This is a genomic window from Streptomyces sp. NPDC005494, from assembly GCF_042872025.1.
Taxonomy (GTDB): Bacteria; Actinomycetota; Actinomycetes; order Streptomycetales; family Streptomycetaceae; genus Streptomyces.
The window spans coordinates 535,340-560,018 of record NZ_JBIAJR010000004.1 but is presented as its reverse complement, the minus strand read 5'-3'; the positions used below and the strand labels follow the sequence as shown (position 1 = coordinate 560,018).

Here is a 24,679-nt window from a genome sequence, read left to right as displayed (position 1 = left end):
GTGACGCGTCGCACGGAGTGGCCGGACGCCGATGATGCCGGTGCGGGTTCCGGCCCGGAGTTCGCCGCGGAGCCGTCCGGGGACGCAGCGGAGCCCGGCCGGGGGGCCGGGTTCGGCGAGGGGGCGGGCCGTCGTTCCCGCTCCCGCTCCAGAAGCAGCGGTTCCCCCTCCTCGTCGAGGGCCGAGAAGGGGGAACCGCGAGATTCGGTCGAGCAGGCGCGCAACATCTGCCTGCGGCTGCTGACCGGGACTCCGCGGACCCGGAAGCAACTGGCGGACGCACTGCGCAAGCGAGAGATCCCCGACGAGGCGGCGGAGGAGGTCCTGTCGAGGTTCGAGGATGTCGGGCTGATCGACGACGCCGCGTTCGCGGACGCATGGGTCGAGTCCCGGCACCACGGCAGAGGGCTTGCCCGTCGCGCTCTCGTACGGGAGCTGCGTACCAAGGGGGTGGACTCCGCGGTGATCGACGAGGCGGTCGGGCAGCTCGATTCCGAACAGGAGGAGGAGACCGCAAGGGAACTTGTCGCCCGGAAGCTCCGCTCCACCCGGGGGCTGGACCGCGACAAGCGCCTGCGCCGGCTCGCCGGCATGCTCGCCCGCAAGGGGTACGGGGAGGGGATGGCCCTGCGCGTGGTGCGTCAGGCGCTCGAGGCTGAGGGGGAGGACACGGAGGGGCTGGACGAACCGTTCTGATGCGGGCGGGAGCGGGCGACCGGATGGGGGACGGGGGCTGGATCGAGGGGCGCAAGGGGCGCAAGGGGCGCGAGGGGTGCGAGGGGTGCGAGGGGGAAGGGCAGCCGGGACCGGACCGACGGACCGACGGGGAGGCCGGCGCGGTGCTGACGCGGGCGGGTGACAGCGCCGTGCCGTGCGCACGGGAGGTCGGGGGACCGTAGCCGACTGGGTGCACGGGGCGGACGGGGCGGGTTGTCGGATGACGCGTGAGCGACGGCGCGGCCCGCAGCGGCACGGGTCGTGACGGTGGCGGAGGGGGCTACCGTCACAACCGGTGGGCGCCATGACTGCCTGCCTGCGACGCTTGATGGGCGCCATGACTGTGGAGGATGCCCAGTGAGCGCCGTGACGCGCCGCGACTGCCTGAGATGCCCGGTGCGCGCCGTGAGTACCTGCGATCCCGGGTGCGCGCCGTGAGCACCTGAGATTTCCGGTGGGCTCAGTGGCCTGCCTGAGCTGCCCGGTGGATCGTGGCGTCGAGCAGGGCCAGAGCCTCAGCGGCCGTGCGGCCGGGCTGGCGGTTCCAGGGGCCGATCAGGCCGGTCCATCCTTGGGAGCGCAGCTCGGTGATGAGCCAGGCGCCGGCGCGGTCCACCGTGTCGAGGGACCCGTAGCCGAGCCGGTGTGCGGTCAGCATGGCCCCGCACAGACAGCGCGCACCGCGGGCGTTTCGCAGGCGGTACGGGGTGTTCTGCCAGCCCCACTCGGTGAGGATCCGCCGTGCGTGGCCGAGATGGGTGGACGGGGACACATCGGGCTGTCCGATGCGGCGCCACGCGTGAAGTCGTTCGGGCAGCACGGCGCCGAGACGTCCGGGCAGGGGCCGTTCCCCAGGGGCCGGAGCGGGCAGCGCCCGCAGGGACTCGTCGATCAGCTGGTCGACGGGCACGGACAGCAGGCCCCGCCAGTCGGCCTGAGGTACTGGCCTCGCCCCACCGCCCCGCGCCGCCGTGACGGGAGGCGGGCCGGAGGGCGCGAGCAGTGCGGACGGCGGGCCGGCAGGCGCCGCCGCAACGGGAGGCGGGCACGCAGGCTCAGACTCCGCGAGCTCAGGATTCGCGAGCCCCGGCTCCGCCAGCTTCGGATACGCGAGCTCAGGATCCGCGAGCTCCGGATCGAGCGGCACGGGTGGCGGGTCCGCTCCCTCTGGGCCCGCAGGCTCCGGGGCGGTGCGGTCCCAGCCTGTGACGATGCGTTGCCAGGCCTCCGTCGCGTGCAGGCGGGAGACTTGTGCGTCGAGCTGGTCCGGGGTGAGCTGAGAGGTTTCCATCGGCGCGACATCTCCGTACATTCCGGTCCTCAGTGATGAGGCGAATGTCCGTCGCGCGCGGCGATTGCTCCACCGGGGAGCAGCGTTCGGGTGTGTCAGGTGCGCATTCGGGCTGCCGAAGGCGGGGGAGGCCGACGGAAGCCGCGACCACGTGCAGCCCGGTATCGGGTCGACCGGTACCGGGACGATCGGTGCCGGGGCGATCGGTACCAGGTCGACCGGTACCGGGCTGCACGGGGGAAGCCGTGCACTGCTGTCAGGGAGTGACCGGGAGCCCGGCGGCGCGCCAGGCCTGGAAGCCGCCGGTCAGATCGGTGGTCCGGTGGAGCCCCAGCTGGTGCAGGGAGGCGACCGCGAGACTCGACGCGTAGCCCTCGTTGCAGATCACCACGATCCGCAGATCGTGGCTCACCGCCTGGGGGGCGCGGTGACTGCCCTGGGGGTCGAGTCGCCACTCCAGCTCGTTGCGCTCGACGACCAGCGCCCCGGGAATCACGCCGTCCTGCTCACGGAGAGCCGCGTAACGGATGTCGACGAGCAGGGCGCCCTCCGCGGCCTCGGCGGCGGCCTGTTCGGGGCAGATGCGCTCGTAACCTTCCCGGACCCGTTCCAGCAGTTCGTCAATGCCTGACGGCCTCGGCCGGTTCTCTTCCACGGAGCTCACTGCCAGTCCTCGGGGCGCTCGGTCTGCTCCAGGCGCAGCACCGCACCCGTGCGGCTGTACCTGCGGATCTGCGGAAGCGGCGGGTAGTAGGCGTGCACCGACACAGCGTGCTCGCGCCCGGACTCGTTGAGCACCTCGTGCACGTGGTGCCGCCCGAACGCCCTGCCCTGTCCGGTCGCCAGCAGCCGGGTCCGGTCGACGCCCTCGCTCAGCTCAAGGGTCTTCCAGCCGTCCGTGGGGAGCCGGGCGGCCAGCGAGTGTTCCCTGAGGGCGCCGGCGGCGACGGTGAACGCTCCCGTCGACTCCGCGTGGTCGTGCCAGCCCGTGCCCGTGCCGGGCGGCCAGCTGATCAGCCACGCCTCGCTCCCGCCGGGGCCGTCCAGCCGGAGCCAGGTACGCCCCTCCGGGTCGAGCGGCAGCGAGGAGACGAGCGCGGTGTCCTGCGCGGTCCGGCGGACGAAGTCGAGCAGCTCCGCGGCGGTAGGTGCCGGAGCACCGGCGCCGCCCTCCGGAGCACCGGCGCCGCCCTCCGGGGCGACGGCGCTGCTCGTGCCGCCGGAGTCGGAAGCGGGGCCGCCGACCGCCGCAGTGGCGTCCGGGGCAGCGGCGACCAGGGGAGCGCTCGCGGGCGCGTCCACGCCGGCGGTGGACGCGGGTGTGGCGGAGGAAGGAGAGGGTGCAGACACAGGGGCCGTCCTGAGAAGTTCGCAAGGAAGCACGGTCGCGCGGAGAACAGCACGACGTGCCGGAGGTCAGCGATTCAGCAGGACGGGCGACACACGCAGCCCGCATAGCGGACGAGGTCCATATGGACCCTCCGCCACAGGCGCACATCGGTGTCGGTCATGATCTGGAGTACACCATGCGCGCCTGTGGCGGTCAATTGACGTCCGCGGTCCGGTCGGAGCGCGTAGTGGTGCGGGCCGCGTCCGCGTGCGCCGGGCCCGTACCACCCCCGCGCACGGCGTCGGCCGCGGCGAAGAGTTCCGCCGGCCGCACGCCGCTGAAGGCGGCCACGAGGTGCCCGTCCGGCCTGACCAGCAGAACCGTGTGGGCCGTGGCTCCGGGGTAGCTCTCGGTCACCAGCAGCTCGGCCTTCACGGGCAGGGCGTCCACCGCGTCGACGAGCCGGGGCATGACACCCGCGGTCAGCCAGTGCCTCCGGTCCCACACCCCGGTGCCCGGTGCCACCAGGATCACCAGCAGGTGCCCCTGGTCCAGCCGCTCACGCAGCCGGACCGCCGTCCCGTCGGGCGCGGTCACCCGCACGTCGGCGACCGGCGCACCAGGTGCCGTACCCACCGCGACGTGGCCCTCGGCGGGTTGAGGCGAAAGAGGGGAGTGCGTGTACGAAGGGGGCGCGCCCAGAGGGCCGCACCCCAGGTGCCCGTCTGCCAGCAGGGTGTCGTGCCCGCGCGCGCTGCCGGGCACGAGCGTCCGGAGGCCCGGACCGCCCCGCAGTATCGGCAGCGACTGGTCGGCCGCCCGGAGCCTGGCGGCGACCGCGGCCCGGCGCTCGGCCTGGTAGCTGTCGAGCAGCAGCTCGCCGGCGTCCTGATGCCAGGCCCGGGCCAGCTTCCAGGCCAGGTTCTCGGCGTCCCGCAGCCCTTCGTCCAGCCCCTGGGTTCCGAGCGCACCCAGCAGATGCGCGGCGTCCCCGGCCAGGAAGGCGCGCTTGGACCGCCAGCGCCGGGCCAGCCGGTGGTGCAGCGTGTAGACGCCGGTGTCCAGCAGCTCGTAGGCGGGTGTCTCACCGCACCAGCCCGCGAGCGTGTCGCGGATCCGGGTGATCAGGGCGTCGGGGGTGACGAGTTCGCCGCGTGGCGGAAGGAGCCAGTCCAGCCGCCAGACGTTGCCCGGCAGCGGCCGCGCGGTGACCTCCGCGCCCCCGGAACGCCACGGCGGAGCCCGGTGCAGCACGGCCTCGCCGGGCCAGGGCAGCTCGGCGCGGAGCGCGGCGACGGCGTGCCGTTCCACCGCCGTACGGCCGGGAAACCTGATGTCCAGCAACTTGCGCACGGTGGAGCGAGCCCCGTCGCAGCCCACGAGGTAGCTTCCGCGCCACCACGTCGAACCGGGCTCCCGGGTGTGCACCGTGACCCCGTGATCGTCCTGCTCCAGGGTGTCGATCCTGCTGAGCGGCACCATGCTGACCAGATCCCGCGCTGCGACCGCGGCACGCAGCCCCCGGGTCAGCGCGTGCTGGGGAAGGTGTACGGGGGAGGGGAGCGGGACGGTGCCCTGCCCCTCGCCCAGCGGAACGGCCCGCACCAGTTGCTTGCGGCGGACCGATCGCCAGCCGGTCCAGCGCAGCCCCTCGTGGGGCAGGGCCGAGCAGCCGAGACGTTCCATCAGGTCCGCGGTGTCCTCGCGCAGGACCACGGTGCGGGCGGGGCGTAGCTCGTCGTTGCCCGGCCCCTCGTCGAGCACGACGGACGGGACGCCCTGGGCGGCGAGGGCGAGCGACAGCGACAGGCCGACCGGCCCGGCGCCGACGATGATCACCGGGTCCACGGGGTGAACCCTCCGGCGCCGTTCGTCGAGGTCGAGAGGGAGGAGGGGGTTGCGGCGGCGGTGGTTCGGGGCGGGATCACAGAACGTATGCAACCTACTGGCGGTGCATGCGTCAAGTGACCAGGGAACGTGGCGGGGGGCGCGGCGTGAGCGCCGCGCCCCCCGGGTGGAGACGGTGTGGACTTCCCGTCAGACCTTGTCCACGTCACCGGACTTGACCGGCGGGGCTTCGATCGTCTGCAGGCCACCGCCGGGCGCGGCACCGACGACGGCACCCGTGCCCTTCTTGGCCCGTCGCAGCCTGCGCTCCAGCCAGCTCGCGAAGGAGGTCAGCGCGAAGTTCAGCGCGATGTAGATCAGCGCGATGATCGTGAAGCACGCGATGGTGTTCGCGCCGTAGTTCGCGCTCATCGGACGGACCGAGGCCAGCAGCTCGGGGAACGTGAGCACGGCGCCGCCGAGGGCGGTGTCCTTCACGATGACCACGATCTGGCTGACGATGGCGGGCAGCATCGCGGTGACCGACTGAGGCAGCAGCACATACCGCATGGTCTGGCCCTTGCGCATGCCGATGGCCTTCGCGGCGTCGGTCTGCCCGTGCGGAAGGGAGAGGATTCCGGCGCGCACGATCTCGGCGAGCACCGAGGCGTTGTACAGCACCAGTCCCGTGACGACCGCGTACAGCAGGCGCTGGTCGGTGGCGATGTCGGTGAACTCCGCGTACGCGGCGTTCGCCGTGATCATCAGGATCAGGACGGGGATGGCGCGGAAGAACTCCACGACGACGCCGGCGGGCATGCGTACCCAGCGGTGGTCGGAGAGCCGGCCGATGCCGAACAGCGCCCCGAGCGGCAGGGCGATGAGCAGGGCGAAGAACGCCGCCTTGAGCGTGTTCTGGAAGCCGGGCCAGATGTACGTCTCCCACGGCTGAGGGCTCGTGAAGAACGGCTCCCACTTGACCCAGTCGAGCTGGTGCTTCTCGTCGAGACTGGTGTAGACCCACCACGCCACCGCGGCGAGGACCGCGACGAAGACGACGGTGTACAGGATGTTGCGCTGCTTGGCGCGGGGCCCCTGCGCGTCGAAGAGGACGGACGTCGTCATCGCTTCACCGCCACCTTCTTGCTCACCCAGCCGAGCAGAAGCCCGGTCGGGAGGGTGAGGCAGACGAATCCGAACGCGAAGACGGCGGATATGAGGATCAGTTGGGCTTCGGCTTCGATCATGTCCTTCATGAGGTACGCCGCTTCGACCACGCCGATCGCCGCAGCGACCGTGGTGTTCTTGGTCAGCGCGATCAGCACGTTGGCCAGCGGGTTCACGACCGAACGGAAGGCCTGCGGGAGAATGATCAGTCGCAGGACCTGGGTGAAGTTCAGCCCGAGCGCACGTGCCGCCTCGGCCTGCCCGGTCGGCACCGTGTTGATGCCCGACCGCAGCGCTTCGCACACGAAGGCGGCGGTGTAGAGGGCGAGCGCGAGTACGGCCAGCCGGAAGTTGATGACCTCGAAGTTGCCGCCGCCACCGAGCTCGACCTGCATGGTCTGGAAGAGGCCCAGCGAGGCGAAGACGATGATCACGGTCAGAGGGATGTTGCGGACGATGTTCACATAAGCGGTACCGAAACCGCGCATCAGGGGGACCGGGCCGACCCGCATACCGGCCAGCAGCGTTCCCCATATGAGGGAACCGAGGGCGGAGTAGACGGTGAGCTTCACCGTCACCCAGAAGGCCCCCAGTAGGTCGTAACCTTCAAGAAAGTCGAACACGATCTCCCGTGCTTCCACGTGTGGGGAGGGCTCGGTGCGCCGCCGCCTCTGCGGCGGCGCACCTCGTCAGCCCGTCTTCGGACCGCCTGTGAGCGGGAGACCTACTTGACGACGTCGCCGATCTTCGGCGCGGCCTCGTTCTTGTAGTTGGCGGGGCCGAAGTTGGTCTCGACCGCCTTGTCCCAGGAGCCGTCCGAGACCATCTTGGTCAGCGCGGCGTCGATCTTCTTCTTGAGGTCGGCGTCGCCCTTCTTCAGGCCGATGCCGTAGTTCTCGTTGGTCATCTTGAAGCCGGCCAGCTTGAACTTGCCCTTGTGGACGTCCTGCGCCGCGTAACCGGCGAGGATGGAGTCGTCCGTCGTCAGGGCGTCGATGGCCTTGTTCTCCAGGCCGGTGAGGCACTCGGAGTAGCCGCCGTAGTTCTGCAGCTGGGCCTTCGGGGCCAGCTTCTCCTTGACGTTCTTCGCGGAGGTCGAACCGGTGACGGAGCAGAGGCGCTTGTTGTTGAGGTCCTCGGGCGACTTGATGGTCTTGTCGTCGGCGCGGACGAGGACGTCCTGGTGCGCGAGGAGGTACGGACCCGCGAAGTCGACCTTCTGCAGGCGCTCGTCGTTGATGGAGTACGTCGCGGCGATGAACTTCACGTCGCCGCGCTCGATCGCGGTCTCGCGGTCCGCGCTCTTCGTCTCGACGAACTCGATGTTCTTCGCCTCGTAGCCGAGCTCCTTGGCGACGTACGTCGCGACGTCCACGTCGAAGCCGGTGAACTTGCCGTCCGGCGTCTTCAGGCCGAGACCGGGCTGGTCGATCTTGATGCCGATGGTGATCTTGTCGCCACCACCGGAACCCGCGGCGTCGTCCTTCTCGTCGGAACCACAGGCGGTGGCGGTGAGGGCGAGGGCGAGCACGGCGGCCGAGGCGGCGGTGACCTTGCGAAGCTGCATGATGGGATTCCCCTGGGTTGGAACGATGTGAGTGATCAGCTGGTCCTGAGCCCAGCCGTGCGGGATCAGTGGTGAAGGATCTTCGACAGGAAGTCCTTCGCCCGGTCGCTGCGCGGGGCGCTGAAGAACTGGTCCGGCGTGGCCTCTTCGACGATCTTTCCGTCGGCCATGAAGACGACCCGGTTGGCCGCCGAGCGGGCGAAGCCCATCTCGTGGGTGACGACGACCATCGTCATCCCCTCCCGGGCCAGCTGCTGCATGACCTCCAGGACCTCGTTGATCATCTCCGGGTCGAGCGCCGACGTGGGCTCGTCGAAGAGCATGACCTTGGGGTCCATGGCCAGCGCGCGGGCGATCGCCACACGCTGCTGCTGACCGCCGGAGAGCTGCGCCGGGTACTTGTCGGCCTGCACCCCGACGCCCACGCGGTCGAGCAGCGCCCTGGCCTTCTCCTCGGCCAGCTTCTTGTCCGTCCTGCGGACCTTGACCTGGCCCAGCATCACGTTCTCGAGCACCGTCTTGTGCGCGAAGAGATTGAACGACTGGAAGACCATGCCGACATCGGCACGCAGCCTGGCGAGCTCCTTGCCCTCCTGGGGAAGCGGCTTGCCGTCGATCGAGATCGCGCCCGAGTCGATCGTCTCCAAGCGGTTGATCGTGCGGCACAGCGTGGACTTCCCGGACCCGGAGGGCCCGATGACTACGACGACCTCGCCACTGGCGATGGTCAGGTCGATGTCCTGGAGCACATGCAGCGCGCCGAAGTGCTTGTTGACGTTGCTCAGTACGACAAGGTCGTCACCCGCGGGCGCGGCATCCTCGGCGGCCTTGTTCACTGAAACTCCGCTCATCGGCTTCTTGCTCCGTCCTCCTCGGTTAGGGAAGGACCCTAGTGACGCAGTGCGATCAGCGTCATTACATCTGAGCGGAAATTGAGCATAACGATCCGGCCGCAACCGGACACACCGTGTGAACGGGACGCCACGGGCTGCTCGGAGGGGTACCGGGTGGGTAACGGAAACCTGGTGGTAACGGGCCGGGGCTTGACTGTCGTACCCGTCATCGGCGTGGATGCCTGGTGCGGGATGACGTGAATCGTCGGCGTACGGGAAGATTCGCCGGGCTGAACACGGTGTACGGTCACGCACGGTTCGCGGACCGCGTGAGGACCTACGAGAACGAGGCGGAGAGGGGGACCCATGAGACTGCTGCTCGTCGAGGACGACGACCACGTCGCGGCGGCCCTGTCCGCCGTGCTCGCACGGCACGGCTTCCAGGTCGTCCACGCCCGCAGCGGCGAGGAGGCCCTGCAGGCGCTGCTGCCTGCCGAGCGTGAACCCTTCGGAGTCGTGCTCCTCGACCTCGGGCTGCCCGACCAGGACGGCTACGAGGTGTGCGGGAAGATCCGCAAGCGCTCGGCGATCCCCGTGATCATGGTGACCGCCCGGTCCGACGTCCGCTCGCGGATCCACGGCCTCAACCTCGGCGCCGACGACTACGTCGTGAAGCCCTACGACACCGGTGAGCTCCTGGCCCGCATCCACGCGGTCGCCCGGCGCAGGCCGTCCGCTGAGGACACCGGCCCGACCCCGCTCGCCGCCCTGCTGCTCGGCCCCGTCCGGATCGAACTGCCCACCCGCAGGGTCAGCGTCGGGGATCACGAGGTCCAGCTCACCCGCAAGGAATTCGATCTGCTCGCGCTGCTCGCCCAGCGCCCCGGTGTCGTGTTCCGCCGCGAGCAGATCATCAGCGAGGTGTGGCGGACCAGCTGGGAGGGAACGGGCCGCACCCTCGAGGTGCACGTGGCGTCGCTGCGCTCCAAGCTCAGGCTGCCCGCCCTGATCGAGACCGTACGGGGCGTCGGCTACCGGCTCGTCCCGCCGCCGGCCTGAGGACGTACGTACCCGGTGCGCACCCGCCTGCTTCCCCTGCTCCTCATCCTGATGGCCGCCGTGCTGCTGGCCCTCGGCTTCCCGCTGGCCGTGCGGGTGGCCGCCGCCGAACAGCAGCGGGTCGTCATCGACCGCATCGACGACACGGCGCGCTTCGGCGCACTGGCCCAGTTCGTCAGCGAACCCGTCGGGGGGACCGACGACCGCCATCGGACCCTGCAGACCGAACTCGAGGCCTACGACTCGGTGTACGGAATCCGTGCCGGGATCTTCTACCGGGACGACCGCGCCCTCGCCAAGGCCCCCGCCACCTGGTCCCTGCCCGCCGAGGGCGAGGGGCGCGAGGCGTTCCAGGAAGCACTGCTCGGCCGCCGCTCGCACGATCCACCGCAGGTCTGGCCCTGGCAGAGCGACCGCATAGCCGTCGCCTCCCCGGTCGTACGCGACGGCGACGTGGTCGCCGTCGTGGTGACCGACTCACCCACCGGGGACATGCGGTCCCGCATACTCCGCGGCTGGCTGCTCATCGCCCTCGGCGAGGCCCTGGCGCTGCTCGTGGCCGTGGGAGCCGCCTTCCGCCTCACCGGATGGGTACTGCTGCCCGTACGCATCCTGGACGCGGCGACCCACGACATCGCCAGCGGGCGCATGAGGTCCCGCGTCGTGGCATCCGGCGGGCCCCCGGAACTGCGCCGGCTCGCACGCTCCTTCAACGAGATGGCGGACAACGTCGAGCAGGTGCTGGAGCAGCAGCGCGCCTTCGTCGCCGACGCCTCGCACCAGTTGCGCAACCCGCTGGCCGCGCTGCTCCTGCGCATCGAGCTGCTCGCCCTCGAACTCCCCGAGGGCAACGAGGAGATCGCCTCCGTGCGCACGGAGGGCAAGCGCCTCGCCCAGGTCCTCGACGACCTGCTGGACCTGGCACTGGCCGAACACGCCGCGGCGGATCTCCAGCTCACGGACATCGGCGCGCTCACCGGTGAACGCGTCGCCTCATGGAGGCCGCTGGCCGAGGAGAAGGGCGTACGGATGACGCTGGACGGGACCCCCGCGGTGACCGGCTGGGCCGATCCGATCGCCCTGTCCAGCGCCTTGGACGCCGTCATCGACAACGCGCTGAAGTTCACCCCGGCAGGGGAGGAGGTCCGAGTCACGGCGGGTACGGACGGCACCACCGCCACGATCGTCGTCGCCGACCGCGGGCCCGGGCTGACCGAACAGGAGCTGGAGCGCGTCGGTGACCGGTTCTGGCGCAGCGGCCGGCACCAGAACGTCAAGGGGTCGGGGCTGGGACTCTCGATCTCGCGCGCCCTGCTCGCCGCGGGCGGCGGATCGATCGGCTACTCCACGCACGAACCGCACGGCTTGCGCGTCACGGTCACCGTGCCGCGCAACCCCCCGCACGCGTGAGCCGGGCCGCAGCGGCGGTCGGTCAGGGCTTGGCCGAGCGGTAGTAGCGCTTGGCGCCCTCGTGCAGCGGCAGCGGATCGGTGTAGATCGCCGTCCGCAGATCCACCAGCTGCGCCGAGTGCACCTCACGCCCGATCTTGTCGCGGCTGTCTATCACGGTGCGGGTGAACGCCTCCGTGGTCAGCGCGTCGGTGCGGTCGGTGGTGATGAGCAGGTTGGAGACCGCGACCGTCTGCACGGCCTGCCCCTGCTGGGCGTCGTGGTAGGCGTCGGCCGGCATCACGGCCGAGCGGTAGTAGCGGGTGGACCCGCCGGCCGCCTGGAGCTTGCTGATCACCGGGTCCTCCAGCGGGATCAGCCGGATCGCGAACTTCTCCGACAGATCCTGGACCGCGGCGGTGGGCAGCCCGCCGGACCAGAAGAACGCGTCCAGCCGGCCGTCGGCCAGCCTCTTCGGCATCGTGTCGATCCCGGCATGGACGGGGGCGATGTCCGCCGCCGGATCGAGCCCCGCCGCCTTCATCAGCCGGTCCGCGACGAGCAGGACCCCGGAACCCTTCTGCCCCACGCCCACCCGCTTGCCGCGCAGATCGGCGATCCGGCGCACGTCGGAGCCCCTGGGCACGACCAGCTGGACGTAGTCGTCGTACAGCCGGACACAGCCCCGCAGCCGCTCGGCGCCCGGCTTCCCGCTCTGCAGATACGTGGCGACGGCGTCGGCGGTGGCTATCGTGAAGTCCGCCTTGCCCGTCGCGACCCGCTCGACGTTCTGCTGGGAGCCCTCGCTGTTCTGCAGCTCTATCGACACCTTGGGCATGTCCTTGGCGAGCGCGCGTTCCAGCCGCTGGCCGTAGCGCTGGTAGACCCCGCTGCGCACGCCCGTGGAGAACGTGAGCGAACCGCTCGGCTCGTCCTCGCCGATCGGGAGGACCCACCACAGCAGCAGTCCGAGCACGACGGCGACGGCGGCGCCTCCCCGAAGGGTGCGTCGCCGGCCGAACCGGGACAGTGCGTGCAGCATGGCGCGATCCTGCCAGCCCGTGCCCCCTCCTGGCCAGGCCGGATCATGGCCACGGGCTCCGGCGGAGGGACAGGCGCCGTCACCGCCTACCCTTGTCCCATGACCAGCGGCAACCGGAGCGAAGCAGTGGACGTCCAGAAGAGCTACGAGGTACGCACTTACGGGTGCCAGATGAACGTCCACGACTCCGAACGCTTGTCGGGGCTGCTGGAGGGCGCCGGATACGTGCGCGCCCCCGAGGGCTCCGACGGCGACGCCGACGTGGTCGTCTTCAACACCTGTGCGGTGCGTGAGAACGCCGACAACAAGCTCTACGGCAACCTCGGCCGCCTCGCCCCGATGAAGACGAAGCGCCCCGGGATGCAGATCGCCGTCGGGGGCTGCCTGGCCCAGAAGGACCGCGACACCATCGTCGCGCGCGCTCCGTGGGTGGACGTCGTCTTCGGAACGCACAACATCGGCAAGCTGCCGGTGCTCCTGGAGCGCGCCAGGGTCCAGGAGGAGGCGCAGGTCGAGATCGCCGAATCCCTGGAGGCGTTCCCCTCCACGCTCCCCACCCGCCGCGAGTCCGCCTACGCGGCCTGGGTCTCGATCTCCGTGGGCTGCAACAACACCTGTACGTTCTGCATCGTCCCGGCCCTGCGGGGCAAGGAGAAGGACCGCCGCACCGGCGACATCCTCGCCGAGATCGAGGCGCTCGTCGCCGAGGGCGTCAGCGAGATCACGCTGCTCGGCCAGAACGTGAACGCCTACGGCTCCGACATCGGCGACCGCGAGGCGTTCTCCAAGCTGCTGCGCGCCTGCGGCACCATCGAGGGCCTGGAGCGCGTCCGCTTCACCTCGCCCCACCCCCGTGACTTCACCGACGACGTGATCGCCGCCATGGCCGAGACGCCGAACGTCATGCCCCAGCTGCACATGCCGATGCAGTCCGGTTCGGACACGATCCTCAAGGCCATGCGCCGGTCGTACCGCCAGGAGCGGTTCCTGGGGATCATCGACAAGGTGCGCGCCGCGATGCCGGACGCCGCCATCTCCACCGACATCATCGTGGGCTTCCCCGGCGAGACCGAGGAGGACTTCGAGCAGACCATGCACGCGGTGCGCGAGGCGCGCTTCGCGAACGCCTTCACCTTCCAGTACTCCAAGCGCCCCGGGACCCCCGCGGCCGACATGGAGGGACAGATCCCCAAGGAGGTCGTCCAGGAGCGCTACATGCGCCTGTCCGCCCTCCAGGAGGAGATCTCCTGGGAGGAGAACAAGAAGCAGGTCGGACGCGTGCTGGACGTCATGGTCGCCGAGGGCGAGGGCCGCAAGGACGGCGCGACGCACCGGCTGTCCGGCCGGGCTCCCGACAACCGGCTCGTCCACTTCACCAAGCCGTCCCAGGACGTACGGCCCGGGGACGTGGTGACCGTCGAGATCACCTACGCCGCCCCCCACCACCTCCTCGCCGAGGGTGCGCCCCTGGGCGTCCGGAACACCCGCTCGGGAGACGCCTGGGCGAAGCGCACCGCGGCTCCCGCCGCCCGGCCCGCCGGAGTCATGCTCGGCCTGCCCGGCATCGGCGCCCCCGCCCCGCTCGCCGCAGCCGCCACCCCGGGGTGCGGCTGCGACTGAGTACGCTGACCGGCATGCTTGCCGCCGCCGCCGTCTGTCCCTGCCCGCCGCTCCTGGTCCCGGAGGTCGCCGAGGGCGCCGGGCCCGAGCTCGACGCGGCGAGAGCCGCGTGCCTCGACGCCCTGGGTGTGCTCGCAGCGGCGGAACCGGATCTGCTCATCGTGACCGGGCCCGCCGGGCCGGAGGGACGCGGTCCGTTCCCCCGGGGTTCGGCGGGCTCCTTCGCCGGATTCGGTGTCGGCCGCACCGTGCGGCTGGGGGACACCCCCGCCGGTTCCCCCGCACCGGAGCGCGCGCTGCCGGCGTCCCTCGCCGTCGGGGCCTGGCTCCTGGAGCACGCCCGGTGGACCGCCGCCCCCGTCGAAGGGCTCGGAGTGGGTGAGGCGCTGGCCCTCGACCGGTGCCTGACGGCCGGAGCGGACCTGGCGGCCAGGGCGGAGCGCGTGGCCCTGCTCGTCATGGGTGACGGCAGCGCCTGCCGCACGGTCAAGGCACCCGGATATCTCGACGAGCGGGCGGTGGACTTCGACACGGCGGCGGCCCGTGCGCTGGGCAGCGCCGACCTGCCCGCGCTGAAGGCCCTGGACGAGTCGCTCGCGTACGAACTGAAGGCGTCGGGCCGGGCGCCCTGGCAGGTCCTCGCGGGCGCGGCCGAGGGCGCCGGCCTCGACGGGAAGCTGCTGTACGAGGAGGCCCCCTACGGCGTGGGATACATGGTCGCCGCCTGGTCCTGAGCCCGCACGGGGACGACCGGGCCACCGGGAAACGGATGAGGGCCGTGGAGCGGTGATCGCTCCACGGCCCTCGACTCCGTCGGTGCCCGGGTCAGGACGCGGGCGGCGGCGGTGGCGTGCCGCCCTCGTTCCTGTGCCCCAGGCGGTCGACCGCGTCCTTGGCCTTCTGCGTGCCGGACACGATCTTGTCGCTGTACTTTCCCTTGGTCTTTTGGTCGACCGTGCGTGCGGCCTTGTCGAGGCCCTGGTCGATCTTGCCCCCGTGCTGCTGCGCGAGGTCGCCGACCTTCTCCTTGGCCGGGGCCAGCTTGGCCTTCAGGTTGTCCAGGAAACCCATGGGTCACCTTCCGTGCTGGGGGACTGTCGTCACATTTTACTCGCCACAGGGCAAACGTGCGTGACTCGCCGTGTCCGCGCGCGTGGGAGGAGTGTGCGGTCCGGTCGGGAGGGGTGTCGAAGTGCGGGAGACTGTGCGGGTGAGAAGAGCAGCTGCCGCCCCCCGCGTGATCACCGTCGTCGGTCCCACCGCGGCCGGAAAGTCCGATCTGGGGGTCTTTCTCGCCCAGCGGCTCGGCGGCGAGGTCGTCAACGCCGACTCCATGCAGCTCTACCGCGGCATGGACATCGGCACGGCGAAGCTGTCCCTCCCCGAGCGTGACGGCGTCCCGCACCACCTGCTGGACATCTGGGACGTGACCGAGGCCGCGAGCGTCGCCGAGTACCAGCGCCTGGCCCGTGCGGAGATCGACCGGCTGCTGGCGGAGGGGCGGACGCCGGTCCTGGTGGGCGGTTCCGGCCTCTACGTGAAGGGCGCCATCGACGCACTGGAGTTCCCGGGCACGGACCCCGGCGTGCGCGCCAGGCTCGAACAGGAACTGACCGAACAGGGCTCAGGCGCCCTGCACTCCCGGCTCGCGGCCGCGGACCCCGAGGCGGCCCGCGCGATCCTGCCCAGCAACGGGCGCCGCATCGTCCGGGCCCTGGAGGTCATCGAGATCACCGGAAAGCCCTTCACGGCCAACCTGCCGGGCGAGGAACCCGTCTACGACGCCGTGCAGATCGGGGTGGACGTCGAGCGGCCCGAACTCGACGAGCGGATCAGCACCCGGGTGGACCGGATGTGGGAGGCCGGGCTCGTGGACGAGGTGCGCGCGCTGGAGGCCGAAGGGCTGCGCGAGGGCCGTACCGCCTCGCGCGCGCTCGGCTACCAGCAGGTGCTGGCGGCGCTCGCGGGGGAGTGCACGCAGGACGAGGCGCGCGCCGAGACCGTACGGGCCACCAAACGCTTCGCGCGCCGTCAGGACTCGTGGTTCCGGCGCGACCCGCGCGTCCGGTGGCTGAGTGGTGCCGAGGAACAGCGTGCGGAACTCCCGCACCGGGCGCTGGCGTTGGTCGAACGAGCGGTTACAGCCTGATCACGTGATGGCATCGGGAAGCTCCGCCCGTCATTTCGGCGGCCGGGACCGTGCCATCATCGAGCATCGATCGACCAGTGGAGTCCGAGTTGGGAGGGCGCGTGGCGATGGAGGCCGGCCCTCGCGACACAGACCGAGACGCACCGGATGTGCGGCACGAGGCAGGACGTCTGAGCCCTGACGGGCCCGACGAGCACGACGTGGCCCCCGAGGTCGAGGTCGAGCTCCGTCCCGCCCGCCGCATGCGCATCTGGCAGATCGCGCCGATCGTGGTGCTGGCCGCTGTCGGCTCCCTGATGTTCGCCTTCCCGCTCGCTTTCGAGTTCGGCGACGGCGGTGCCGTCGTGGCGATGCTGGGACTCCTGATCAGCTCCTGCGCCGCCGGCTGGGGCATGATGGCCGCCCGCCGGGTGGGGCACACCTGGCCCGGCTTCACGGACAAGGAGACGGGCGGACGCCCCGACTGGCGCGTGATCACGCTGTACGTGATCCTCTGCGCGGTGCTCGTCGCCCTGGCCGTCTGGCGCGTGGCGCGCCTGCGCTGATGCGCCGGTGCGGGGCCGGACCGGCGGACCACCGGCGGAGCCTCGTACAGTTGCCTCGTGAGCACTTCGCAGATCGCCTTCCTCAAGGGTCATGGAACCGAGAACGACTTCGTGATCGTTCCCGACCCCGACAACGCCCTCGACCTGCCGGTCTCCGTCGTCGCCCGGCTCTGTGACCGCCGCGCGGGCATCGGCGGCGACGGCCTGCTGCACGTCGTGCGGTCGGCGGCGCACCCCGAGGCGCGGGACATGGCCGACGAGGCCGAGTGGTTCATGGACTACCGCAACGCGGACGGCTCCGTCGCCGAGATGTGCGGAAACGGCGTGCGCGTCTTCGCCCACTACCTGCAGCGCGCCGGGCTCGTCGCCGAAGGCGATCTGGCCGTTGCCACCCGGGGCGGCGTCAAGCGGGCGCACCTCGCGAAGGACGGCGACATCACGGTGTCCATGGGGCGGGCCGCGCTGCCCGAGGACGGTGTCACCGTCTCGGTGGACGGCCGCAGCTGGGACGCCCGTAACGTGAACATGGGCAATCCGCACGCGGTCGCGTTCGTCGAGGACCTGGACCACGCCGGTGACCTCCTCTCCGTACCGCCGTTCAGCCCGCCGTCCGTCTACCCCGACGGCGTCAACATCGAGTTCGTGGCGGACCGGGGCCCACGGCATGTCGCGATGCGTGTCCACGAGCGTGGCTCCGGCGAGACCCGCTCCTGCGGCACGGGCGCCTGCGCCGTGGCCGTCGCCGCCGCACGCAGGGACGGCCTGGACCCGGCGCTGACCGGCACTCCCGCGACGTACACCGTGGACCTCCCCGGCGGCACCCTGGTGATCACCGAACATCCGGACGGTGGGATCGACATGACCGGGCCCGCCGTGATCGTCGCCGAAGGCGTGATCGACTCCTCCTGGCTCGAAACGATGATCGGTTAGAGCTTCGCTCGAATGGGTGATCCGTTTCACGCTGGGCGAGAGCTGGACTGCGCCACGTGGTGGGGTCGATAGCATCAAGCACCGGCCCGGGGGTGTATCCGCACCTCTCCACCGCCGGTCGACGTTGCCGGAGGTGCCCCATGAGCGCAGAGGCCACCAATCCAGGTGCTCCCCTTCGCAAGCGCGGTCGTCCACGGATCGATCTGCGCAGGCTGGGCCGTGTCGCCCTGCTCGGGCCGGTCTCCCGTGACCGGCTGCCCGATGCCATCGGGCACGTCGCGGAGGCCCACCGGGCACACCATCCGGACGCCGACCTGACCATCCTGCACAGGGCCTACGTCCTGGCCGAGTCCTCCCATCGCGGCCAGATGCGCAAGAGCGGCGAGCCCTACATCACCCATCCGCTCGCGGTGACCCTGATCCTCGCCGAACTCGGCGCGGAGACGACCACCCTGACCGCCTCCCTCCTCCACGACACGGTCGAGGACACGGATGTGACGCTGGATCAGGTGCGGGAGGAGTTCGGCGACGAGGTCTGCTACCTCGTGGACGGCGTCACCAAGCTCGAGAAGGTCGACTACGGAGCCGCCGCCGAGCCGGAGACCTTCCGCAAGATGCTGGTCGCCACCGGCAACGACGTGCGGGTGATGTCCATCAAGCTGGCCGACCGGCTGCACAACATGCGCACCCTCGGCGTCATGCGTCCCGAGAAGCAGGCCAGGATCGCCAAGGTCACGCACGACGTACTCATTCCGCTCGCCGAACGCCTCGGGGTGCAGGCGCTCAAGACCGAGCTGGAGGACCTCGTCTTCGCGATCCTCCAGCCGCAGGAGTACGAGCGGACCCAGGCCCTGATCGCCGCGTGGGCCGACGCGCAGGATCCGCTCACGGACATCGCCGACAGTGTCAGGACGACCCTCCGCGAAGCCGGTATCAGCGCCGAAGTCCTCATCAGACCCCGGCACTTCGTCTCGGTCCACCGGGTGAGGGCCAAACGGGGCGAGATGCGCGGCACTGACTTCGGCCGGCTCCTGGTGCTCGTCGGCGACGACGCCGACTGCTACGCGGTCCTGGGCGAACTGCACACCTGTTTCACACCGGTGATCTCCGAGTTCAAGGACTTCATCGCGGCTCCCAAGTTCAACCTCTACCAGTCGCTGCACACCGCCGTCGTCGGCCCCGAGGGCGCGGTGGCCGAAGTCCTCATCCGTACGCACCGGATGCACAAGGTCGCCGAGGCCGGTGTCGTCGCCCTCGGCAATCCCTACACCCAGGACGGCAGCACCGCCGCGCACCAGGCGGAACCCTCCGACGGCGAGCGGGCCGACCCGACCAGGCCCGGATGGCTCTCCCGGCTCCTGGACTGGCAGGAGTCCGCCACCGACTCCGACACCTTCTGGACCACCCTGCGCGCCGATCTCGCACAGGACCGGGAGATCACCGTCTTCCGGACCGACGGAGGGACGCTCGGGCTGCCCGCCGGCGCCAGCTGCGTGGACGCCGCCTACGCGCAGTACGGCGACGAGGCGCACACCTGCATCGGTGCCCGCGTCAACGGGCGGCTGGCCACGCTGAGCACCGTGCTGAACGACGGTGACACCGTGCAGCTGCTGCTCGCCCAGGACAGTTCGTCCGGCCCCTCCCCGGAGTGGCTCGACCATGCCCGTACCCCGGCCGCCCGGATCGCGATCACCGCGTGGCTCGACGCCCATCCGGCCACCGCGCAGGGGCCCCACGGAAACCGCCCCGCGACCCCGAGGCCGCCGAGCCAGCCGGCCGACGAGGCGGCGAACGACCGCGCAAGGGCGGGCGGCCGGCCCCCCAGTGTGGTCGTCGACGCCCCGGGCGCACAGGTCCGGCTCGCCGGCTGCTGCACCCCGGTGCCGCCCGACGTCATCGTCGGATTCACGGTCCGCGGCGGGGCCGTCACCGTCCACCGCGAGGAATGCCCGGCGGTCGGGCGCATGCGCGCGCTCGGCAGGGCCGCCGTCGGGGCCCGGTGGAACGACCCGGGCGAGTGGAGCGCCACCACCGACTACCGGGTCACCCTGGTCGCCGAGTCCTTCGGGCGCCCCCGGCTGCTCGCCGACCTCACCGAGGCCATCGCCACCGCGGAGGCGGCCATCGTCGCCGCGACCGTCGAACCGCCCAGCGAGCAGCGCGTCCGGCACACCTACACGCTGCAACTGCCGGACGCCGCCGGACTGCCCGGGCTCATGCGGGCGATGCGCGACGTGCCAGGGGTCTACGACGTCAGCAGGGCGCAGCAGCCCGCCGCGACGGGCTGAGCCCGCCCCGCCGCTTCTTGCCGGTCCCCGGGCACCCCGTTCGGGTGGTGCGGCGCGCGCCACCACGGTGTGGACGGTGTGCGCTGGTAGCCGTAGTCCATGCCGCTCACCTCCCGCCGACTGCGTGCCGCTCTCCTCGCCACCGCATCGGTCACCCTCGTCGCCGCCACCCTGCCCGCACCCGAACCGCTCGGCATCGGCGACCGTCTCTTCCCGCACCTCGGCAACCCCGGCTACGACGTGCTCGCCTACGACGTCTCGTTCACCTACAAGGGCAGCAACAGCAAGCCGCTCGACGCGATCACCACCATCGACGCGCGGACCACGGCACCCCTGCGGCGCATCAACCTCGACTTCGCCCGGGGCACCGTCCGCTCCGTCGAAGTCGACGGACTGGACGCGGAGTTCGCCTCGGTGGGGGAGGACCTGGTCGTCGACGCCCCCGCCCGGCTCCCGGCCGGCGCGCCCGTGCGGATCACCGTCCGGCACACGAGCGACCCCTCGGGGGACGAGGCCAACGGGGGCTGGGTCCGGACCTCGGACGGGCTCGCGATGGCCAACCAGGCCGACGCCGCGCACCGGGTGTTCCCGGGCAACGACCACCCCGCCGACAAGGCGTACTTCACCTTCCGGGTGACCGCACCGAAGGACCTCACGGTCGCGGCCGGCGGCCTCCTCGCGGGAAAGCGCGACGCGGGGGGTGCGACCACCTGGACCTACCGGACCCATCACCCCATGGCGACCGAGCTGGCCCAGGTGTCCATCGGCCGCTCCGCCGTCCTGCGGCGCACGGGGCCCGGCCGGCTGCCCGTACGCGACGTCGTGCCCGCCGCCGACCGCGCGAAGCTGGAGCCCTGGCTGCGCAAGACCCCGGGGCAGCTCGCGTGGATGGAGGAGCAGGTCGGGTCCTACCCCTTCGAGACGTACGGGCTCCTGGTCGCGGACACCGAGACGGGCTTCGAGCTGGAGACACAGACGCTCTCCCTCTTCGAACGCTCCATGTTCACCGGAACCGGTCACCCCGAGTGGTACGTCGAGTCGGTCATGGTGCACGAGCTCGCCCACCAGTGGTTCGGCAACAGCGTCTCCCCGATGTCCTGGTCCGACCTGTGGCTCAACGAGGGACACGCCACCTGGTACGAGGCGCTCTACGCGGAGCAGCACGCCCGCAAGCCCATGGAGCGGCGGATGCGGGAGGCCTACGCGCGCTCCGACGCCTGGCGCGCCGCCGGAGGCCCTCCGGCCCGTCCCCGGGTACCGTCGCCCGACCACAAGATCAGCCTGTTCAGGCCGGTGGTCTACGACGGCAGCGCCCTCGTCCTCTACGCGCTGCGCGAGGAGATCGGAGCGGCCGCGTTCGACCGCCTGGAGCGGACCTGGGTGCGTGCGTACAGGGACACGTCGGCGACGACCCGGCAGTTCACGACCCTGGCGTCGAGGATCGCGGGCCGGGACCTGACGGCGTTCTTCGATGGCTGGCTGTACGGGACGAAGACCCCGCCGATGCCGGGGCACCCGGACTGGCGCAGCGGGACGCCCCGCGCCGCGACGGCCCCGCAGAGCCCGGCCCGCGCACCGAAACCGGAGTGACGGGGCGGGCGGGGACATGCCACTATCGACGCGTCGGCACGGCGGCCGGCCGGTGGCTCCCACCCTCGGGAATCATCTGGCGGCGTCACACGTTGTGACTGGCGTAACGGACTTCTATCGACGTAAGGATCCAATGACCTCCTCTTCTTCCCTTCCCCAGGACGCGCAGGACGCGCAGAGCGCCACGGAAGTCAACTCCGAGAGCCTCACCGAGAGCCTTCGGGCCGACGCCCTGATGGAAGAGGACGTCGCCTGGAGCCACGAGATCGACGGCGAGCGGGACGGCGACCAGCTCGACCGTTCCGAGCGCGCGGCCCTGCGCCGTGTGGCAGGACTCTCCACAGAACTCGAGGACGTCACCGAGGTCGAGTACCGGCAGCTGCGCCTGGAGCGCGTGGTGCTCGTCGGTGTCTGGACCTCCGGGACGGTCCACGACGCGGAGATCTCCCTCGCGGAGCTCGCGGCGCTCGCCGAGACCGCGGGTGCCCAGGTGCTGGACGCGGTGTTCCAGCGTCGTGACAAGCCCGACCCGGCCACCTACATCGGCTCGGGCAAGGCGCTGGAGCTGCGCGACATCGTTCTCGAATCCGGGGCCGACACCGTCGTCTGCGACGGTGAGCTCAGCCCCGGCCAGCTGATCCATCTGGAGGACGTCGTCAAGGTCAAGGTGGTCGACAGGACCGCACTGATCCTCGACATCTTCGCCCAGCACGCCAAGTCCCGTGAGGGCAAGGCACAGGTCTCGCTGGCACAGATGCAGTACATGCTGCCGCGGCTGCGCGGCTGGGGTCAGTCGCTCTCCCGGCAGATGGGCGGTGGCGGTTCCAGCGGCGGTGGCGGCATGGCGACCCGTGGCCCCGGTGAGACCAAGATCGAGACGGACCGGCGGCGGATCCGCGAGAAGATGGCGAAGATGCGCCGGGAGATCGCGGAGATGAAGACCGGCCGCGAGATCAAGCGCCAGGAGCGCAAGCGCAACAGGGTGCCCTCGGTCGCGATCGCCGGATACACCAACGCGGGCAAGTCCTCACTGCTCAACCGCCTCACCGGTGCGGGCGTCCTCGTGGAGAACGCCCTGTTCGCCACCCTGGACCCGACCGTGCGCCGGGCCGAGACCCCGAGCGGCCGGATCTACACCCTGGCCGACACCGTCGGCTTCGTCCGCCACCTCCCGCACCACCTGGTCGAGGCGTTCCGCTCCACCATGGAGGAGGTCGGTGACTCCGACCTGATCCTGCACGTGGTGGACGGCTCGCACCCGGTGCCCGAGGAGCAGCTCGCCGCGGTGCGGCAGGTGATCCGCGAGGTCGGCGCCGTGGACGTCCGCGAGGTCGTCGTGATCAACAAGGCGGACGCGGCGGACCCGCTCGTGCTCCAGCGCCTGCTGCGCACGGAGAAGTACGCCATCGCGGTGTCGGCGCGGACCGGCGCCGGGATCGACGAACTGCTCGCGCTCATCGACGCCGAGCTGCCGCGGCCGTCCGTCGAGATCGAGGCCCTCGTTCCCTACATCCAGGGCGGGCTCGTCTCCCGGGTGCACGCCGAGGGCGAGGTCATCTCCGAGGAGCACACCCCGGAGGGCACGCTGCTCAAGGCGCGGGTCCACGAGGAGCTGGCGGCGGAACTCGCCGTGTTCGTGCCGGTGGCGCACTGACGCAGGACCGCTCTGCACGGCGAAGGCCGGGCTTCCCCTCGCGAGGGGAAGCCCGGCCTTCGCCGTGGGTCCTGCCGGCAGGTGCGCGCGAGGACGAGCCGGGCCCCCGCTCGGCTTCGGCCGTGCGGGGGCCCGACGTGCGTGCGGTCCTACCGACCCGCGTACTTCTTGCTGACGGCCTCGTAGATCCCCTTGGCCTCGTCACCGAGCCTGGGCCCTGCCAGCCAGCCCGCCGTCACCGGGCCGATGGACGTGTTGGAGACGAGTGCGGGCTTTCCGTCCTGTCCCTTCGCCACCCAGCCACCGCCGGAGGAACCGCCGGTCATCGTGCACCCCACGCGGTACATCGTCGGCTGGTTCTCGAAGACGGTGAGGCGGCCCGGCTTGTCGGTGCAGCTGAACGCCTTCTGGCCGTCGTACGGCGGGGCCGCCGGGTAACCGGTGGCCTTCATGCTGTCGATCTCCGGCACGGCCGGGGCGTTGAACTCGACCGGAAGGGCCGAACCGACCGTCTCCTCGAGGGACTTGCCCGTGGAGCCCTTCTCCGGGGCGACCTGCAGGACGGCGAAGTCGTAAGGAGCGCCCTGGCCGCCGGTCGAGGCACCCTGGTCGATCCACTGCTGCGAGGTCTGCGCCCACTGGCCCCACCACACACCGTACGGAGCGATCTCCTCCTTGGAGGCGCTCTCCAGTTCGGCCGTCGAGAGGTTGCTGTCGTTGTACGACGGCACGAAGGCGATGTTGCGGTACCAGCCGCCGTTCTTGCCCGCGTGCACACAGTGCCCGGCGGTCCACACCATGTTGGACTTGCCCGGGTGTGCCGGGTCCTGCACCACGGTCGCCGAGCAGACCATCGATCCCTCGGGGCCGTCGAAGAGAAGCTTCCCTGACTCGGGGGTGTCCTCGTGGTAGGGCGAGTTCAGCGCCGCCGCCTCGACCGCGTCCGGGGTCGGGTCCGTCACGCCGTTGTCACCGGAGATGTCGGGAGCGACCGGGTTCTCCGGGGGCTTGTCCGCCTCCCGCATCCGGTCGGGGTCCCAGAGGTCCTCGATGATCGGGTTGACGTAGTCCTTGGCCTCCCGCAGCCAGGTGTCCTTGTCCCAGTTCTTCCACTCGCCGTCCCGCCACTTGTCGAGATCGATCCCGTGCTCCTTGAGCCGCTCCTTCAGATCGTCCGGGATGACGACCTTCCCGTCGGAGGACTGGCCGGCGGAGCTGCTGGGCTCGCTGATCGCCCCGTCCTCCTCCGGTCCGCAGGCCGTGGCGGTGAGCGTCAGCACAGCGGCGAGGGCTGCCGCGGCGAACACCCGGGGAGCCCGGCGGGCGCTCCTCCCCCGGAGTGCGGTGTCGATCGGGCGGATGGGTCGCATCTGGTGATCCCCCTGGGACTTCGTCACTGACTTCGGTACTGCACCGCGGACTTGGAGCCGGCCTCGCCCTCCGGTGAACCGCGGCGGCTCCCGAGGACGTCGGAGCGACGGCTCCCGTCCCGGGTGCGGCACCCACTATGCCGGTGCCGTGGGGGACGGTGCGCGGCAGGGCCACGGTTCCGCGCGCGCAAGGATCTTCCGATTTACCCGTGATCTCCCGCCTTCCACGTCGTTGGTACGTACGGGGGACACCAGGACGGCGTTCATCCGCGCGGTCCGGCCCCGTGGGGCCGCATCGATGTGCAACGCAA

General features: G+C 71.0%; 23 protein-coding genes. 11 read left to right on the top strand and 12 right to left on the bottom strand.

Annotated elements, in window-relative coordinates:
* Positions 1-696, top strand: coding sequence for a recombination regulator RecX (recX, locus tag ACFYQ6_RS16115; protein WP_388763407.1), 696 nt, complete (start codon positions 1-3; stop codon positions 694-696).
* Between the two features lie 481 nt (positions 697-1,177).
* Here the strand turns inward: recX and ACFYQ6_RS16110 are convergent, their stop codons facing one another.
* The 9 genes from ACFYQ6_RS16110 to ACFYQ6_RS16070 form a co-directional block, all read right to left on the bottom strand.
* A complete protein-coding gene (locus ACFYQ6_RS16110) occupies positions 1,178-2,008 on the bottom strand; it encodes a hypothetical protein (protein WP_361586359.1) in 831 nt (276 codons plus the stop codon).
* Between the two features lie 256 nt (positions 2,009-2,264).
* Positions 2,265-2,663, bottom strand: a complete 399-nt coding sequence (locus ACFYQ6_RS16105; RefSeq protein ID WP_388763437.1) for a rhodanese-like domain-containing protein — start codon at positions 2,661-2,663, stop codon at positions 2,265-2,267.
* 5 nt (positions 2,664-2,668) lie between these two features.
* Positions 2,669-3,358, bottom strand: coding sequence for a cysteine dioxygenase (locus tag ACFYQ6_RS16100; RefSeq protein ID WP_388763405.1), 690 nt, complete (start codon positions 3,356-3,358; stop codon positions 2,669-2,671).
* A 74-nt stretch (positions 3,359-3,432) separates the two neighbouring features.
* A complete protein-coding gene (locus ACFYQ6_RS16095) occupies positions 3,433-3,519 on the bottom strand; it encodes a putative leader peptide (RefSeq protein WP_311605579.1) in 87 nt (28 codons plus the stop codon).
* Between the two features lie 32 nt (positions 3,520-3,551).
* Complete coding sequence (locus ACFYQ6_RS16090; RefSeq protein WP_361586365.1) at positions 3,552-5,186, bottom strand: FAD-dependent monooxygenase; 1,635 nt, start codon at positions 5,184-5,186, stop codon at positions 3,552-3,554.
* 189 nt (positions 5,187-5,375) lie between these two features.
* On the bottom strand, positions 5,376-6,290 hold the full coding sequence (locus tag ACFYQ6_RS16085) for an amino acid ABC transporter permease (protein ID WP_361585049.1): 915 nt from the start codon (positions 6,288-6,290) through the stop codon (positions 5,376-5,378).
* Positions 6,287-6,955 carry an amino acid ABC transporter permease gene (locus ACFYQ6_RS16080; protein WP_361585198.1) on the bottom strand — a complete coding sequence of 223 codons (669 nt, stop codon included), beginning with the start codon at positions 6,953-6,955 and terminating at the stop codon, positions 6,287-6,289. Before ACFYQ6_RS16080 ends, ACFYQ6_RS16085 begins: the two co-directional genes overlap by 4 nt.
* Positions 6,956-7,056: 101 nt before the next feature.
* Positions 7,057-7,899, bottom strand: coding sequence for a glutamate ABC transporter substrate-binding protein (locus ACFYQ6_RS16075; protein WP_361585052.1), 843 nt, complete (start codon positions 7,897-7,899; stop codon positions 7,057-7,059).
* A gap of 65 nt (positions 7,900-7,964) precedes the next feature.
* Positions 7,965-8,750 (bottom strand): amino acid ABC transporter ATP-binding protein, encoded by a 786-nt coding sequence (locus ACFYQ6_RS16070; RefSeq protein WP_356743022.1) that lies wholly within the window; start codon positions 8,748-8,750, stop codon positions 7,965-7,967.
* 348 nt (positions 8,751-9,098) lie between these two features.
* Here ACFYQ6_RS16070 and ACFYQ6_RS16065 point away from each other — a divergent pair, with 348 nt between their 5' ends.
* Positions 9,099-9,791, top strand: a complete 693-nt coding sequence (locus ACFYQ6_RS16065; protein ID WP_361585055.1) for a response regulator transcription factor — start codon at positions 9,099-9,101, stop codon at positions 9,789-9,791.
* 15 nt (positions 9,792-9,806) lie between these two features.
* Positions 9,807-11,201 carry a HAMP domain-containing sensor histidine kinase gene (locus tag ACFYQ6_RS16060; protein WP_361585058.1) on the top strand — a complete coding sequence of 465 codons (1,395 nt, stop codon included), beginning with the start codon at positions 9,807-9,809 and terminating at the stop codon, positions 11,199-11,201.
* Positions 11,202-11,223: 22 nt separating this feature from the next.
* Here the strand turns inward: ACFYQ6_RS16060 and ACFYQ6_RS16055 are convergent, their stop codons facing one another.
* Positions 11,224-12,222: a TAXI family TRAP transporter solute-binding subunit gene (locus tag ACFYQ6_RS16055; protein WP_361585060.1), complete on the bottom strand. Its 999-nt coding sequence runs from the start codon at positions 12,220-12,222 to the stop codon at positions 11,224-11,226.
* 99 nt (positions 12,223-12,321) lie between these two features.
* Here ACFYQ6_RS16055 and miaB point away from each other — a divergent pair, with 99 nt between their 5' ends.
* Both miaB and ACFYQ6_RS16045 read left to right on the top strand, forming a co-directional pair.
* Entirely contained in the window at positions 12,322-13,842 is a 1,521-nt protein-coding gene (miaB, locus tag ACFYQ6_RS16050) for a tRNA (N6-isopentenyl adenosine(37)-C2)-methylthiotransferase MiaB (RefSeq protein WP_361585063.1), read from the top strand.
* A 14-nt stretch (positions 13,843-13,856) separates the two neighbouring features.
* Complete coding sequence (locus ACFYQ6_RS16045) at positions 13,857-14,576, top strand: class III extradiol dioxygenase subunit B-like domain-containing protein (protein ID WP_361585066.1); 720 nt, start codon at positions 13,857-13,859, stop codon at positions 14,574-14,576.
* A gap of 91 nt (positions 14,577-14,667) precedes the next feature.
* Here the strand turns inward: ACFYQ6_RS16045 and ACFYQ6_RS16040 are convergent, their stop codons facing one another.
* Positions 14,668-14,913, bottom strand: a complete 246-nt coding sequence (locus ACFYQ6_RS16040) for an antitoxin (protein WP_388763400.1) — start codon at positions 14,911-14,913, stop codon at positions 14,668-14,670.
* A 139-nt stretch (positions 14,914-15,052) separates the two neighbouring features.
* Between ACFYQ6_RS16040 and miaA the strand changes: the two genes are divergently transcribed.
* From miaA to hflX, 6 genes are all read left to right on the top strand, one after another.
* Positions 15,053-15,991, top strand: coding sequence for a tRNA (adenosine(37)-N6)-dimethylallyltransferase MiaA (gene miaA, locus ACFYQ6_RS16035; RefSeq protein ID WP_361585072.1), 939 nt, complete (start codon positions 15,053-15,055; stop codon positions 15,989-15,991).
* A 107-nt stretch (positions 15,992-16,098) separates the two neighbouring features.
* Positions 16,099-16,536 carry a hypothetical protein gene (locus ACFYQ6_RS16030; RefSeq protein ID WP_388763435.1) on the top strand — a complete coding sequence of 146 codons (438 nt, stop codon included), beginning with the start codon at positions 16,099-16,101 and terminating at the stop codon, positions 16,534-16,536.
* Positions 16,537-16,593: 57 nt separating this feature from the next.
* On the top strand, positions 16,594-17,466 hold the full coding sequence (gene dapF, locus ACFYQ6_RS16025) for a diaminopimelate epimerase (RefSeq protein WP_361585075.1): 873 nt from the start codon (positions 16,594-16,596) through the stop codon (positions 17,464-17,466).
* 140 nt (positions 17,467-17,606) lie between these two features.
* A complete protein-coding gene (locus ACFYQ6_RS16020; RefSeq protein WP_361585078.1) occupies positions 17,607-19,754 on the top strand; it encodes an HD domain-containing protein in 2,148 nt (715 codons plus the stop codon).
* A 99-nt stretch (positions 19,755-19,853) separates the two neighbouring features.
* A complete protein-coding gene (locus tag ACFYQ6_RS16015) occupies positions 19,854-21,344 on the top strand; it encodes a M1 family metallopeptidase (RefSeq protein WP_361585081.1) in 1,491 nt (496 codons plus the stop codon).
* Between the two features lie 133 nt (positions 21,345-21,477).
* Positions 21,478-22,998 carry a GTPase HflX gene (hflX, locus tag ACFYQ6_RS16010; RefSeq protein ID WP_361585084.1) on the top strand — a complete coding sequence of 507 codons (1,521 nt, stop codon included), beginning with the start codon at positions 21,478-21,480 and terminating at the stop codon, positions 22,996-22,998.
* 149 nt (positions 22,999-23,147) lie between these two features.
* Here the strand turns inward: hflX and ACFYQ6_RS16005 are convergent, their stop codons facing one another.
* Complete coding sequence (locus ACFYQ6_RS16005; protein WP_361585086.1) at positions 23,148-24,368, bottom strand: hypothetical protein; 1,221 nt, start codon at positions 24,366-24,368, stop codon at positions 23,148-23,150.
* Positions 24,369-24,679: the final 311 nt, after the last annotated feature.

What these genes read in the sequence shown, in the direction of transcription:
- ACFYQ6_RS16110 (WP_361586359.1), bottom strand. Translation starts at nt 2,008, where the DNA reads ATGGAAACCTCTCAGCTCACCCCGGACCAGCTCGACGCACAAGTCTCC.
- ACFYQ6_RS16095 (WP_311605579.1), bottom strand. Translation starts at nt 3,519, where the DNA reads ATGACCGACACCGATGTGCGCCTGTGGCGGAGGGTCCATATGGACCTC.
- ACFYQ6_RS16085 (WP_361585049.1), bottom strand. Translation starts at nt 6,290, where the DNA reads ATGACGACGTCCGTCCTCTTCGACGCGCAGGGGCCCCGCGCCAAGCAG.
- ACFYQ6_RS16075 (WP_361585052.1), bottom strand. Translation starts at nt 7,899, where the DNA reads ATGCAGCTTCGCAAGGTCACCGCCGCCTCGGCCGCCGTGCTCGCCCTC.
- ACFYQ6_RS16070 (WP_356743022.1), bottom strand. Translation starts at nt 8,750, where the DNA reads ATGAGCGGAGTTTCAGTGAACAAGGCCGCCGAGGATGCCGCGCCCGCG.
- ACFYQ6_RS16065 (WP_361585055.1), top strand. Translation starts at nt 9,099, where the DNA reads ATGAGACTGCTGCTCGTCGAGGACGACGACCACGTCGCGGCGGCCCTG.
- ACFYQ6_RS16055 (WP_361585060.1), bottom strand. Translation starts at nt 12,222, where the DNA reads ATGCTGCACGCACTGTCCCGGTTCGGCCGGCGACGCACCCTTCGGGGA.
- miaB (WP_361585063.1), top strand. Translation starts at nt 12,322, where the DNA reads ATGACCAGCGGCAACCGGAGCGAAGCAGTGGACGTCCAGAAGAGCTAC.
- ACFYQ6_RS16045 (WP_361585066.1), top strand. Translation starts at nt 13,857, where the DNA reads ATGCTTGCCGCCGCCGCCGTCTGTCCCTGCCCGCCGCTCCTGGTCCCG.
- ACFYQ6_RS16040 (WP_388763400.1), bottom strand. Translation starts at nt 14,913, where the DNA reads ATGGGTTTCCTGGACAACCTGAAGGCCAAGCTGGCCCCGGCCAAGGAG.
- ACFYQ6_RS16030 (WP_388763435.1), top strand. Translation starts at nt 16,099, where the DNA reads ATGGAGGCCGGCCCTCGCGACACAGACCGAGACGCACCGGATGTGCGG.
- ACFYQ6_RS16020 (WP_361585078.1), top strand. Translation starts at nt 17,607, where the DNA reads ATGAGCGCAGAGGCCACCAATCCAGGTGCTCCCCTTCGCAAGCGCGGT.
- ACFYQ6_RS16015 (WP_361585081.1), top strand. Translation starts at nt 19,854, where the DNA reads ATGCCGCTCACCTCCCGCCGACTGCGTGCCGCTCTCCTCGCCACCGCA.
- hflX (WP_361585084.1), top strand. Translation starts at nt 21,478, where the DNA reads ATGACCTCCTCTTCTTCCCTTCCCCAGGACGCGCAGGACGCGCAGAGC.
- ACFYQ6_RS16005 (WP_361585086.1), bottom strand. Translation starts at nt 24,368, where the DNA reads ATGCGACCCATCCGCCCGATCGACACCGCACTCCGGGGGAGGAGCGCC.